The organism is Algoriphagus resistens (assembly GCF_001442615.1).
Lineage (GTDB): Bacteria > Bacteroidota > Bacteroidia > Cytophagales > Cyclobacteriaceae > Algoriphagus > Algoriphagus resistens.
This window is the reverse complement of the sequence record NZ_LMXN01000011.1, coordinates 80,208-93,441: the sequence shown is the minus strand read 5'-3', so window position 1 is coordinate 93,441 and position 13,234 is coordinate 80,208. Positions and strand designations below refer to the sequence as shown.

The 13,234-nt window shown below is 43.2% G+C and carries 11 protein-coding genes; 5 read left to right on the top strand and 6 right to left on the bottom strand.

Going from position 1 to position 13,234, the window contains the following annotated elements:
- Positions 1–2: 2 nt before the first annotated feature.
- The 5 genes from AS141_RS17975 to AS141_RS17950 form a co-directional block, all read right to left on the bottom strand.
- On the bottom strand, positions 3–944 hold the full coding sequence (locus tag AS141_RS17975) for a hypothetical protein (RefSeq protein ID WP_057939080.1): 942 nt from the start codon (positions 942–944) through the stop codon (positions 3–5).
- 238 nt (positions 945–1,182) lie between these two features.
- Complete coding sequence (locus AS141_RS17970) at positions 1,183–1,728, bottom strand: hypothetical protein (RefSeq protein ID WP_157243527.1); 546 nt, start codon at positions 1,726–1,728, stop codon at positions 1,183–1,185.
- 384 nt (positions 1,729–2,112) lie between these two features.
- Positions 2,113–5,025, bottom strand: a complete 2,913-nt coding sequence (gene infB / locus AS141_RS17960; protein WP_057939077.1) for a translation initiation factor IF-2 — start codon at positions 5,023–5,025, stop codon at positions 2,113–2,115.
- Positions 5,026–5,087: 62 nt separating this feature from the next.
- Positions 5,088–6,332 (bottom strand): transcription termination factor NusA, encoded by a 1,245-nt coding sequence (gene nusA, locus AS141_RS17955; RefSeq protein WP_057939076.1) that lies wholly within the window; start codon positions 6,330–6,332, stop codon positions 5,088–5,090.
- Between the two features lie 5 nt (positions 6,333–6,337).
- Complete coding sequence (locus AS141_RS17950) at positions 6,338–6,814, bottom strand: ribosome maturation factor RimP (RefSeq protein WP_057939184.1); 477 nt, start codon at positions 6,812–6,814, stop codon at positions 6,338–6,340.
- A 319-nt stretch (positions 6,815–7,133) separates the two neighbouring features.
- Here AS141_RS17950 and AS141_RS17945 point away from each other — a divergent pair, with 319 nt between their 5' ends.
- From AS141_RS17945 to rodA, 5 genes are read left to right on the top strand one after another with little or no spacing between them, the layout of a single operon-like run.
- Positions 7,134–8,162: a rod shape-determining protein gene (locus AS141_RS17945; protein ID WP_057939075.1), complete on the top strand. Its 1,029-nt coding sequence runs from the start codon at positions 7,134–7,136 to the stop codon at positions 8,160–8,162.
- A gap of 7 nt (positions 8,163–8,169) precedes the next feature.
- Positions 8,170–9,006: a rod shape-determining protein MreC gene (gene mreC, locus AS141_RS17940; protein WP_057939074.1), complete on the top strand. Its 837-nt coding sequence runs from the start codon at positions 8,170–8,172 to the stop codon at positions 9,004–9,006.
- The gene (locus tag AS141_RS17935) at positions 8,996–9,517 is read left to right on the top strand and encodes a hypothetical protein (protein ID WP_057939073.1); all 522 of its coding nucleotides are present in this window, start codon (positions 8,996–8,998) and stop codon (positions 9,515–9,517) included. The genes mreC and AS141_RS17935 overlap by 11 nt, the downstream gene beginning before the upstream one ends.
- Positions 9,517–11,319 (top strand): penicillin-binding protein 2, encoded by a 1,803-nt coding sequence (mrdA, locus tag AS141_RS17930; protein ID WP_057939072.1) that lies wholly within the window; start codon positions 9,517–9,519, stop codon positions 11,317–11,319. The genes AS141_RS17935 and mrdA overlap by 1 nt, the downstream gene beginning before the upstream one ends.
- Positions 11,319–12,593 carry a rod shape-determining protein RodA gene (gene rodA, locus AS141_RS17925; RefSeq protein WP_057939071.1) on the top strand — a complete coding sequence of 425 codons (1,275 nt, stop codon included), beginning with the start codon at positions 11,319–11,321 and terminating at the stop codon, positions 12,591–12,593. The genes mrdA and rodA overlap by 1 nt, the downstream gene beginning before the upstream one ends.
- On the opposite strand, the gene AS141_RS17920 is transcribed toward rodA, so the two are convergent.
- On the bottom strand, positions 12,590–13,165 hold the full coding sequence (locus AS141_RS17920) for an HD domain-containing protein (RefSeq protein WP_057939070.1): 576 nt from the start codon (positions 13,163–13,165) through the stop codon (positions 12,590–12,592). The two genes, rodA and AS141_RS17920, sit on opposite strands and share 4 nt — an antisense overlap.
- Positions 13,166–13,234 lie beyond the last annotated feature (69 nt).

Sequence of the window (13,234 nt, the reverse complement as noted above, 5' to 3'; positions counted from 1 at the left end):
GTTCAATTTTTAGGAGAGAAAAGGCCGAATTGATAGGTAACTCCAGCACTGATTGCTGTCATCTCAGGAGCATTTCTGCCATGGATTACACGGCTATAAGATGCTACCACGCCCAATCCTTTTGGCTTGTTGAAAAAATATTGTGCAAATACTCCCACACGATCCATATCCACTTTGTTGGTAGGCTGAGGCGCATTGTATGCCCGAATGTCATCACCAGAGGTAGATCTCGAAGAATTATAGCTCAATTCTGCCCTAAAGGATTTATTCATAAACCATTTACCCACTACAGCTTCGTAAGTCCAGGCACTGGGCACATCCATCCATGATGTGAAGTAGCTTCCGTCGTTATAGTAATATTCACGTTCAGCTTCAGTATATCCTTTCCAGATGTAGCCAGCTTGACCTCGGAGATACACCCCAGAGTTCCACTCATACTCTACCAATGCTCGCCACGCAAGTTGAGGGGCACCAATACCCAAACTATACGGCTGATAATCTGAAAGATAATTGGATACAGGCGTTGAGAATAACACAGAACCGAATACAGTCAACTCACCTTTTTCACCTTTTTTGCGAAGGGCTTCATACTTTAGCCCCAGTGCCAGATCCTGGATCCCAGAAGTTCCGGCAAACTTTCCACCATTTGGCGTAGTAGAATTGGTACTCACGTAAGGAAGCCCAGCATACACATCCAATCGCTTGGTAATTCCATAGGCTGCCATTACCATAGCCGTTCTACGCTGCACCTTGGCTATCGTTCCGTTTTTCCGAAGGGTCTCTCCCTCCCAATAATGATCAAATTGCCCATACTCAAAATTGAGCAGGAAACAGATATCCCCCTTTGGCATCATCAACCCGTCTGTGGGAGTTTGTGCCAAGGATTGATAAGACAGCCCCAACCCTGCGCATAGCAGGATCAGCGTCCTGAAGTATTTTTTCATGTGTTTATAATTGATTTTTTTATGGTCACATGGAATCTTTGACGATTAAAATAATCACTGCCCTGTGTGGATTAATGATGATTTTAATCGTGTCGATTTCATAAAATGAATTTTTGATTCTCTATAAGTAAGTATGCGCACAGTTCCCCTCTGTCAAGTGAAGGGAAAGAGACACATATCATCTATAGCCATGGAATACAAATTCCATGAGCACAGATGGCACTAATTAAAAATAGAATCAAGAAAACTGAGGAGGTGGGGTGTCAATACCTTCAGTTGGATTTACATGCTGAAAAAAGAGACCGCATACTGCATAGTCTATAGTTGATTGTGAGTAAGCCTTAAATAAAAAAGGGTTTGGCTGAAGATAGTCCTTTACAAAAAACTTCAACGTAATACTGTTCTTTTGATCTTGTGGTAATTCATCTCCAACAAGTAAAGAAACCCATTTCTTAACCGTATTATCCAGAACCCGGCGCCCGGCATCGGGCATCACAATCAATTGCAGTGTATCATTTTGATATCGCTGTTTGATTATCCTGTAATATTTCCCATCGTTTTCGTATGGCGTGTTAGTAGGATGAAATTCTTCTTGATTTGCCATATACGGCATAGAAAGCGGTACTTCAATTAACTTCTCCTCCGCTTCTAGGGAATTTTCACTATAAATAATCTCCTTCCACCTATTCTCCAGATGCTGATCATACGAAAAATAGAATGCATAATAGCCAAAATGATAGATGGCAAAACACGCTAAAAGAAATATGGAAATGAAGTTCTTCAATTCTGGGTTTATTACAATTCGAAAAGTATTAAAATTCAATTTGTAAAACCAACACTTGCTTATAATAATTGTAAAGATATTTTATTAAAACCATCTAAATCAAAATCATTCGCTAAAAATTTCAATTAACTAAAATAATATTCTGAAAAAATTAAAATACCCAAAAGAACAATAGCTGAAACCCCATAGATTTTAAGGACTTTAAGGCGGTTCATCCTATCCATAAACCAAAGCACAAATACCGGACGTATTAAGCCTAGCACGAGGCTAAATAGCGCAAAATAAAACATAAACCAAATCAGATATAGTATGGCTGTCATCATCCCGTAAAACTAAAAAAGGAACAGCGATGCTGTTCCTTCTCATTTTATTATCTCGCAGAAATTACTTCTTGCGCTTGATCTCTTTCATCTCATACCCTTCGATGGTATCATCAATCTCGATATTGTTGAAACCCTTGATGGAGATACCACATTCGTAACCCGCTTTCACTTCTGCTACATCGTCCTTGAATCGCTTCAATTGGTCGATCTCTCCTTCGTGGATTACGATACCGTCTCTGATCACACGGATTTTGTTCTTTCTGGTGATAAAACCATCCGTAACGTATGAACCTGCAACAGTACCTACCTTTGTAATCTTGAATACTTCACGAACCTGGATGTTACCGGTGATCACTTCTTCGAATTCCGGCTCCAGCATACCCTCGATAGCATCTTTGATCTGGTTAATCGCATCGTAGATGATAGAGTAATGCCTGATTTCGATCTCTTCCTGCTCAGCCAACTTCTTCGCATTGGAAGAAGGTCTTACCTGGAATCCAAGGATAATGGCATCTGAAGCTGAGGCCAGCAATACATCAGACTCAGAGATCTGTCCAACGCCTTTGTGGATTATGCTCACTTTCACTTCATCCTTAGAAAGTTTCAACAGGGAATCAGAAAGTGCTTCTACAGATCCATCCACATCACCTTTAATGATGATATTCAATTCTTTAAATGAACCGATAGCCAGACGACGTCCGATTTCATCTAAGGTAATGTGTTTCTTAGTCCTTAAGCTTTGCTCTCTTTGGATTTGCTCTCTTGAGTTGGCAATATCTCTAGCTTCACGCTCAGTGTCGTAGACTTTGATGATATCGCCCGCTTGAGGCGCTCCACCAAGTCCCAGCACCTGAACAGGTGTAGAAGGTCCTGCTTCTTTTAGCTTCTTGCCTTTATGGTCAAACATCGCTTTGACACGACCGTGATGCTGGCCAGCAAGAATGATATCACCAATTCTTAGCGTACCTGCTTGAACCATGATTGTAGAAACATAACCACGTCCTTTATCCAGAGATGCTTCAATCACTGTACCCGCTGCATTTTTGTCCGGATTAGCGGTGAGTTCCAATACCTCAGATTCCAGGAGAACTTTCTCCAGTAAATCGTCAATACCTTCACCCGTTTTGGCCGAGATATCCTGAGATTGATATTTACCACCCCACTCTTCAATCAAGAGATTCATGTTAGCAAGCTCCTCTTTGATCTTGGCAGGGTTGGCGTTTGGTCTATCTATTTTGTTGATCGCAAAGATCATAGGCACACCGGCTACCTGTGCATGGTTGATCGCTTCCTTAGTCTGAGGCATGATGCTATCATCAGCCGCAATTACGATAATGGCCACATCGGTGATTTTCGCACCCCGTGCTCTCATCGCTGTAAAGGCTTCATGACCTGGAGTATCCAGGAATGCAATCTTATGGCCGGTTTTAGTCATTACATCATAAGCTCCGATGTGCTGGGTGATCCCCCCTGCCTCATCTGCAGTTACTTTTGACATACGGATATAATCCAGCAAGGAAGTCTTACCGTGATCCACGTGACCCATGATGGTAACGATAGGTGCACGTTCTACCAACTCCTCAGGAGAATCTTCCTCCTCTACCTCGATTTCATCTTCAATAGATTTAGTAAATTCTACTTCATACCCAAATTCATCAGCAATGATTGTAATAGCTTCGGCGTCAAGTCGCTGGTTGATCGACACAAACATGCCCAAAGACATACAGGCAGAAATAACCTGATTCACAGACAGGTCCATCAATGCTGCCAAGTCATTTGCAGAGATAAATTCTGTTACCTTTAAGATTTTTGTCTCTTCGGTTTCAAAATCTACATCTCTATCTCTTTCCGCTTTCTTATCTCTACGGCTCTTGCCTTTTCCCCCTCCTGCGCTTTTACCTTGAAGACGGGCTAAAGTCTGCTTGATTTGATCCTGAATTTCTTTTTGAGTTGGCTCTGCTTTCTGTACTCTGCTTGGAGCCCCTCCTCTTTGTTGGTTTCCACCTGGACGATTTCCTCCAGCTTGCTGAGGCCTACCAGCTTGGGCACCGCCTGGACGGTTGCCTTGACCTGATCCTCCCGGCTTATCTATACGCTTGCGCGGCCGTTTTTTGTCTCTGCCCCTTTCATCAGAAGATGCTACAGGACCGCCTTTTTTCTTAGGTCGATCTGCAGGCAGTTCTATTTTACCAAGCACGGTAAGCCCTTTAAGGGACTCTGCTTTTGCGGAAATCACAGTGTTCTCCTCAGGCGGAATAACCGGTGCTTTCGGCTGCTGTGGCGCTGGAGTAGGTTGCTCTTTCTTTTCCTGAGGTGCAGGAGGAGCAGTTGGTTTTTTTACTTCCTGCGCAGGCTTCGGCTGGTTTTTCGGCTGCTGGGCAGGATATGGTTTTCTTGCCTCTCCGTGTTTTTGACCATGTTTATGCTGACCATACTGTTGCTTATGCTTTGGCGCAGGGGAAGTGTTTTTGCTCAAGTCAATTTTTCCCAAAACTTTAATACCCTCTAATTTTGGGGGTTCGGCAGAAATTTTCTCCGGCTCGGCAGGCGGAGTAGGCACAGAAGACGGCGCAGGCTTAGGCTCTTCGGCTGCTTTTGGGGCAGGGTCGGGAGCTGGAGTCGGCGCGGGCGCTGGTGCCGGGGCAGCTGGCTTAGGAGCTTCGGCTGCTTTAGGCGCAGGTGCCGGGGCAGGAGCTGGTGGCACTGCTGGCTTTGGCTCTTCCTTTGGAGTTTCAGGCTCCATAGAAATAGGCTCATGGCGCTTCCCTATAGAGAGGTGCGATGCCTCCTCTTTATCCAGGGCAGAAGATTTGAATTCCTTATTCAACATCTCCACTTGATTCATGTTGATTTTTGAATTCGGATTATTCTCCACCTCATAGCCCTTTTTAGCCAAGGACTCAACTATGGTTGCCGTACCCACGTTGAGTTTTCTGGCTATTTGGCCTAAACGCATCATTTTTTCTTCTGACATAAGCAAAAACTTCTTTCGAAATCTTAAATAATTAGGGTATTACACGGGAACTTACGCCCGATTTACTGATCAAATTCTTGTCCGAGGATCCTGAATATCTCATCCACAGTTTCTTCTTCAAGTTCTGTTCTTCGGGTCAGGTCCTCTTTAGTCAAGCTCAATACGCTCTTCGCAGTATCTAAGCCTGTTTTCTTTAATTCGTCGATGATCCAGCTGTCGATTTCATCAACAAACTCCATCAAATCGACATCTTCTTCCTCGTATTCGTTCAATTCACGGAATACGTCGATCTCATAACCTACCAATCTACTGGCAAGTTTGATGTTATATCCGCCTTTACCGATCGCAAGAGATACTTGATCCGGCTTAAGGAATACGGATAATCTTTTGGTCTCTTCATTAACGGAAATTGAAGACACCTTGGCAGGGCTCAATGCCCTGGTGACATAAAGATCCAGATTTTCTGTATAGTTAATTACATCAATGTTTTCATTCTGCAATTCTCTAACCACAGCATGGATTCTTGACCCTTTCATTCCTACACAGGCACCTACAGGATCTATTCGATCATCGTAAGATTCAACCGCCACTTTGGCTCTTTCTCCTGGCTCTCTTACAATTTTAATAATTGTTATCAACCCATCATAGACCTCTGGCACTTCATTTTCAAACAGACGCTCCAAGAAGACAGGGGAAGTCCTGGATAGAATGATCTTGGGATTGCCATTGGACATATCCACTCTGTGGACAATAGCCTTCACAGTATCTCCTTTTCTGAAGCGATCTTTTGAAATCTGCTCTGCCTTAGGCAAAATCAACTCGTTACCTTCGCCATCCATCAGAAGAATTTCTCTTCCTAGTATCTGATAAACTTCAGCACTTACGATCTCTCCTACCAGCTCCTCATATTTATTGTAAAGGATATCCTTCTCGAGGTCCTTGATTCTCTGGATCAATGTCTGACGGGCCATCTGTACAGCACGTCTTCCAAAATCCTCCAATTCAATTTTCTCGTAAACTTCTTCTCCTACTTCAAAATCAGGCTCAATCTTACGGGCTTCCGTAAAGCTGATTTTATCTAAATCCCAAATATCCTCTGAATTGTCATCGACAATTTCGCGGATACGGAATATCTCAAGGTCACCTTGATCAGCGTTAATGGTCACATCGAAGTTCTCATCCGTTTCAAACTTCTTGCGAATCATCGCTCTGAACACATCTTCCAAGATACGGATCATTGTAGGTCGATCCACATTTTTAGATCTCGCAAATTCAGCGAAGGACTCTATTAAGACTTTGGCATCCATTTGATTTATTTAAAAGATACTTGTACAATTGATTTCTTCATCTCTTCAAAAGGGAGAGATATTTCCTCCTCAGTGGCTTTTTTGCCTTTTTCCTTCTTCTTTTTAACCAGTAGCTTTACACCGGTTTCTGTCACTTCTAGTAGTTTGCCTACGATTTCCTCTCCCGAGGTCAAAGAAATCTTTAGCTCTCTGTTGATATTTTTCTGAAACTGCCTTCTACTACTCAAAGGAAAATCCAACCCTGGAGAAGAAACCTCCAGAATATAGGCTTCTGGCATCAAATCTTTTGCCTCCAACTCTTCCGAAACTGCCCTGCTTAGCTTAGCGCAAGCCTGGATAGTCACCCCTTCATCAGCGTCAAGAAGGATATTGAGAAGCTTTTTACCTGATTTCTCAGACATCTTCACCTCTACAATGAAATGATTCTCATCCGGAAGATGCTTCTCAACAATCTCTTCGATAGCTTGTTTCAATTCAGTCATAGTATGCATAATGAAAGAGGGGACCATATGGTGTCCCCTCCAGAAACTTTCGAATACGACGCAAAGGTAAAATAATTTTGCACTAAAAACAATGAGACCGCTAAATCAAGAGCTAGAGATAATTAGGTTTTTTTTCAATGTGAAAATCCCCAACAAACTAAAGCTGTATGGGAATCATTTGATTTTGTTCCCAAAAAATATCCCGATTCTATCAAATTTGTCCCATTAAGATAATAATTTTGCCGACCCCCGTTTAATATGAATGCTTAGCATAGTATATTAAACTCTTAACTCCAGTAAATACACTCAATACCTAACAATGGGATTATTTGACTTTTTCTCTAGTGATATTGCAATTGACCTCGGTACCGCAAATACCCTGATCATTCATAAAGATAAAATTGTAGTAGATGAACCTTCAATCATCGCAATAGACAAAACCACCAATCGCGTGTTGGCAGTGGGTCGTGAAGCAATGAACATGCATGAGAAAACGCATGAAAACATAAAAACTATCCGTCCGCTGAAGGATGGGGTAATCGCCGATTTCTATGCCGCCGAACAAATGATCAGGGGCTTGATCAAAATGATCCCGGGACAGAAAAAAGGCTTGTTTCCCCAGTCGCACCGGATGGTAATCTGCATTCCTTCGGGCATCACCGAAGTCGAAAAAAGGGCTGTGCGTGACTCCGCAGAGCATGCAGGAGCCAAAGAGGTATACATGATCTTCGAGCCAATTGCAGCGGCCATCGGGATCGGGATCGACATCGAGAAACCTATGGGATCCATGATCGTGGATATAGGAGGCGGTACCACGGAGATCGCATTGATCGCCCTGTCTGGAATTGTAGCAGATCAGAGTATCAGGGTTGCCGGTGATACCTTCACCAAAGACATCCTGGACTACATGCGCCGTCAGCACAACCTGCTGATCGGTGAGCGCTCTGCTGAAAAAGTAAAAATCGCAATTGGTTCTGCCTTGACAGAGCTCGATGATCCACCGGAAGATTATGAGATCAGAGGTCGTGACTTGATGACCGGTATTCCCAAAGTGATCAAGGTTTCTTATTCTGAGATTGCATTCTCTCTGGACAAATCAGTTTCGAAAATAGAAGAAGCTGTATTGAAAGCATTGGAGATTTCTCCTCCGGAACTTTCCGCAGATATCTATGATAACGGTATTCACCTTACCGGTGGGGGAGCGCTTCTGAAAGGTCTTGACAAGAGACTTCATCAGAAGACCAAACTTCCAATCCACATTGCAGAAGATCCGCTGAGAGCTGTAGTGCGCGGAACAGGCACTGCTTTGAAAAACGTACAGAATTTCCGAACAGTATTGATGACTTAAACCCCGAATGCTACGCATCCTTCAATTCCTTTATAGCCTAAGGTCTTTTCTATTATTTGTTTTGCTTGAAGTATTGGCGATAGGATTAATTGTCTCCAATAATTCGCCTCAGGGTGCAGCTTTCTTCAATAGTTCCAATGCCCTGACGGGGTCTGTACTTAAAACCCGCTCAGATGTCGTGGATTTCTTTTCGCTTGCCGAGGCAAATGATGCATTACTCACTGAAAATGCTGCATTGTCCGAGCAATTGAAAACACTAAAAGCAATTCCTGATAGTGCAAACATCCCGTTGGATTCTGCATTGGAAGCACAATTTGATTTCAGAGCCGCCCGGATAATCAGCAATTCCCTTCGGTTTGCGCATAACCATATCACGCTTAACAAAGGGGCCAAGGACGGAGTAAAACCGGGAATGGGAGTATTTAACGAACAAGGGGTAATTGGCCGGATCAAGTCAGTATCTGAAAATTACTCAGTAGCCATATCCCTACTGAACACTGAATTGAGTCTTTCCTCCAAAATCAAAACCAATGATTCTTTTGGAACTACGAAATGGGATGGCAAGAACTCAAAGAAAACCAAGCTACTCTATGTTCCCCGCCATGTTACCGCAAGCCCTGGAGACACCGTCATCACTACGGGTTACAGTGCTGTTTTCCCTGAAGGAATTTTGGTGGGTATTATCGAGAGCGTGGATCAAAGTGAGGATCCTAATTATTTGGATATAGTGATAAACCTAAGTACGGATTTCAGCAAGGCACACTATGTCTATTTGGTCGAAAACACCCAATTGGCTGAGCTTGATTCCCTTTACAAGCAATCAGAAATAGAAAATGAATTTTAGAAATCTGATCACTCATATATTTCTGGTGATTTGCCTGATTTCGGTGCAGATTTTACTGCTGAAAAACCTTGCCCTTTTTGGCGTGGCTTTCTGCTTCATTTACCTGTTGGCTATATTAAGTTTTCCGATTAATATGCGGAGTTTTCCATTAATATTGATCAGTTTTGGGCTAGGACTGCTCATCGACGTGTTCTATGACACACTTGGACTTCACGCAGCAGCGGCGACACTTTTGGCTTTCTTGAGAACCTACTGGCTCAAAGCCATAAGTCCAAATGGCGGCTATGATGATGCAAACAACCCTACCCTTCCGGAGATGGGAATCGGCTGGTATTTAAGCTATTCATTGCCTCTGGTTTTTGCCTTTTCACTGATGTTTTTTATTGCTGATCAGTGGGGAACCGGAGGATTCTATGGCGTGCTAAACAAAAGTCTTTTCTCTTCCATATTTACAGTCATTTTGGCTATAATTGTACAACTACTGTTCTTCAAACGCAGGAGAGGAATCTGATGAACGACCAAAGGCCCGTAGTAATAATCATTTTTGTCTTCTTAATAGGATTGGTTCTACTGACCAAGCTATTCATGATACAAGTGATGGACGACAGCTTCATAAAGAGAGCTGAGCGAAATGCCATTCAACGAGTGGTGGATCACCCCTATCGTGGCCTCGTCTATGACCGCAAGGGAAAACTACTTGTATACAACAATCCTATTTTTGATTTGATGATCGTTCCAAAAGAGTTTCAGGTGGGGGACACTACCCGTTTCTTGGAACTTTTTGGGATTACCAAAGAGCATTTGATAGAATCCTATCAGGCTGCCCGAAAATATTCTGCTGTCAAACCATCAACTTTTATCAAACAGATTTCCACCAATGATTTTGCCAGAATTCAGGATTTTCTAATCGATTACCCAGGGCTTTTTATCATGACCCGTTCAATTCGCTCCTACCCTAACCCAATAGCTTCACATGCCTTGGGCTACATCGGCGAGATCAGTGGAAGACAACTGGAACGTGACAGCTCAGGGTACTATGTGCAAGGTGACTACGTAGGTCTGAGTGGAATGGAACGCTTCTATGAGGATGAGCTACGGGGCAAAAAGGGAGTGAAATACAAGATGGTCAATGTGCGTGGAGTGGACAAAGGCTCCTTTAAAGAGGGGGAATATGACACGGCGTCTGTAGCAGGGCATAACGTCAATTCGTCTCTGGATATGGAACTACAGAAGTATGGTGAAAAACTTATGATGGGAAAAACCGGATCTGTGGTGGCCATAGAGCCAAAAACGGGAGAAATCCTTTCCATGATCTCCGCTCCATTCTATGATCCAAACTCCCTTACTGGCTCAGAATTCGGCAAAAGCTATACCGCACTGAACGCTCTGGAAACCAAGCCTCTTTTTAATCGTCCGATCATGGCGACCTATCCTCCGGGCTCCATTTTCAAGATTGTGCAAAGTCTTATCGGACTGCAAGAAGGTATACTGACTCCAGAAACAACTTTTGCCTGCAACAAGTCCCTGGTGGCGTGCCACAACCATCCTTCTCCGGTAAATTTATTTGGAGCAATCCGAAATTCCTGTAATCCGTATTATCATCAGGCTTTCAGGCAGATTATCAATCAGGAAGTTTCAAGCAATACCTTCAAGGATACAGAGATCGGACTGAATGCCTGGAGAGAAAAGGTGTTAAAATTTGGACTTGGGTCCCCGTTAGGGGTGGATATGCCAAATGAAAAGAAAGGTTTGGTCCCAAATAGCGCTTATTATGATCATTATTACGGCAATGGACGCTGGAAATACTCCACTATTTATTCGCTTTCAATCGGCCAGGGAGAATTATTAGTAACACCGCTTCAAATGGCCAACCTTGCTGCAATTTTTGCCAATAAAGGCTACTACTATACTCCTCACTTGATAAGATCAATTGACGGAGACAAAAATCAAATCCCTCAAGAATACCTCACCAAACACGAAGTGGGCGTAGATGCACACCATTTTAATATGGTACAGGATGCCATGGCCGAAGCACTTTATGGTACTGCAACCCGGGCGATCATGAAGGATATTCAGATAGCTGGAAAGACAGGGACTGCCCAAAACCCACATGGGGAAGACCACTCTGTGTTCATTGCATTTGCCCCGAAAGACAATCCTCAAATAGCCATAGCAGTTTATGTGGAAAATGCAGGCTGGGGAGGTAGGGCTGCAGCAAGTACAGCTTCGCTGATGATTGAAAAATATCTCAAAGACAGTATCTCCAGACCTGCGCTGGAGGAATACGTCCTAGCCGGAAATTTCATTTATTAATGCGCGAAAAAGATATCAACATAAACCGGGTGGATTGGATCACCGTCATGATCTATTTCGCATTGGTAATGATAGGCTGGTTTAATATCTATGCCGCAGTCTACGACGGACAAGTCGATAAAAGCATCTTCGATACCTCAATCAATTCCGGGATCCAATTGGTATGGATAGGGACAGCGATAGCCATCATCATCGTAATCATGGCGGCAGATTACCGGCTCTTCGAAAATCTGGCTATTCCTATTTACCTGATAATGCTGGTATTGCTCATACTTACTCCTTTTGTGGGAAAAGAAGTAAATGGGCAGATACTCTCAATTGGCGTTGGCTCCTTCCGTATCCAGCCCGGGGAGTTTGCCAAATTTGCAACCGCATTGGCATTGGCCAAGTTTATGGAAAGACCAACCTTTGATCTCTCCAAAACCCAATATCAATTACAGGCATTTGGCGTGCTCTTATTGCCGATAGTATTTATCATTCTTCAGCCGGATACAGGGACGGCCATGGTCTATTTCTCCTTTTTGATCATGTTCTATCGGGAAGGGCTTCCACAGAAATATTATGTGCTTGGACTTAGCTTTATTGCTTTGGTATTACTCGCTTTGGGTATAGAAAACAATCTTTATCTGGCAGGGGTAATTGTGGTGATAGTCATCATCCTGATCCTCCTGGGAAAAAAGACCCCTCAGCAGATTATCGCATTCAGCCTGATAGGAATAGGGTTGATCGCATTCACCTACAGCATTGATTATGTAGTTTCCAAGCTCCCCCAGCACCAACAAAACAGAGTTATGGTGCTTTTCAATCCTGACCTTGATCCCCTTGGCGTTGGCTGGAATGTCACCCAATCCAAAATCGCCATTGGTTCCGGTGGACTTACTGGAAAGGGCTATTTACAGGGCACCCAGACCAAATTTGATTTTGTTCCTGAGCAACACACCGATTTCATCTTTTGTACGTTGGGTGAAGAGTTCGGCTGGCTTGGCAGTCTGGTGGTTATCTCATTGTTTGTAGCTTTGCTCACCCGATTGGTCTTTATGGCTGAGCGACAAAAGAATAGATTCAACAGAATATATGGTTACGGTGTGATTTCAATCCTGACATTCCACTTCATGATCAATATCGCCATGACCATTGGACTTTTCCCTGTAGTGGGAATTCCGTTGCCTTTCTTCAGTTATGGGGGTTCTTCGTTATGGTCTTTTACCATTTTGCTTTTCATCTTCATCAAAATGGATAGTTCCAGAGCGCTTCAGCTGGGTAGAATGGGTTAAGAAGCAAGCAGTTTCTGAAGCCAGATTTGCTTCTGTGGCTCTCTGTTTTTGATTGCAAAGGGGGTGTGATAGTGATGGGACTTCAAAAAATTTATCTGTAATTCTCTCCACTGCTTAGCGGTAGATATCACATTCGTGTTCTTTAGTTCCGTGAATAGCCTCTGGCTGATTTCCGGGTAATCTTTTCTTCCTAAATAATCTAAATCAGCGTCACAAATGATTCGTTGAAGATGGTTTTGGGGGTTTTGAGGGATCTTAGTAGCCATCACCAACCCTTTTACTTTCTCTATATCTTCCTGCTTCACACCTAAGTCCTTCATGATGAGTTCTGCCATAGCTGCCCCGGCCTCTTCATGATTTACAGTCCCTTTGAGAAACCCCATATCGTGTACAATAGCACCTATCCTCAGCAGATATCGTTCTTTTTCAGAAAGCTCTTCCCGCTTTATATATTGATTACATACATTCAGCACATCAAGTGTATGATCTAATACATGGTAGGTTAGGGACTTGGGTAAGTTAGACTCAAGATCGGATAAAACTATTTTTCGAAGCTTACGATATCCTTGCATGGAACTGGACAGGGCTGATGGCTAAAAGGCAGGCTTTGGTGCATAACATATCAACATGCAAAACAAGAT

What these genes read in the sequence shown, in the direction of transcription:
- AS141_RS17975 (WP_057939080.1), bottom strand. Translation starts at nt 944, where the DNA reads ATGAAAAAATACTTCAGGACGCTGATCCTGCTATGCGCAGGGTTGGGG.
- infB (WP_057939077.1), bottom strand. Translation starts at nt 5,025, where the DNA reads ATGTCAGAAGAAAAAATGATGCGTTTAGGCCAAATAGCCAGAAAACTC.
- nusA (WP_057939076.1), bottom strand. Translation starts at nt 6,332, where the DNA reads ATGGATGCCAAAGTCTTAATAGAGTCCTTCGCTGAATTTGCGAGATCT.
- AS141_RS17950 (WP_057939184.1), bottom strand. Translation starts at nt 6,814, where the DNA reads ATGACTGAATTGAAACAAGCTATCGAAGAGATTGTTGAGAAGCATCTT.
- AS141_RS17945 (WP_057939075.1), top strand. Translation starts at nt 7,134, where the DNA reads ATGGGATTATTTGACTTTTTCTCTAGTGATATTGCAATTGACCTCGGT.
- mreC (WP_057939074.1), top strand. Translation starts at nt 8,170, where the DNA reads ATGCTACGCATCCTTCAATTCCTTTATAGCCTAAGGTCTTTTCTATTA.
- AS141_RS17935 (WP_057939073.1), top strand. Translation starts at nt 8,996, where the DNA reads ATGAATTTTAGAAATCTGATCACTCATATATTTCTGGTGATTTGCCTG.
- mrdA (WP_057939072.1), top strand. Translation starts at nt 9,517, where the DNA reads ATGAACGACCAAAGGCCCGTAGTAATAATCATTTTTGTCTTCTTAATA.
- rodA (WP_057939071.1), top strand. Translation starts at nt 11,319, where the DNA reads ATGCGCGAAAAAGATATCAACATAAACCGGGTGGATTGGATCACCGTC.
- AS141_RS17920 (WP_057939070.1), bottom strand. Translation starts at nt 13,165, where the DNA reads ATGCAAGGATATCGTAAGCTTCGAAAAATAGTTTTATCCGATCTTGAG.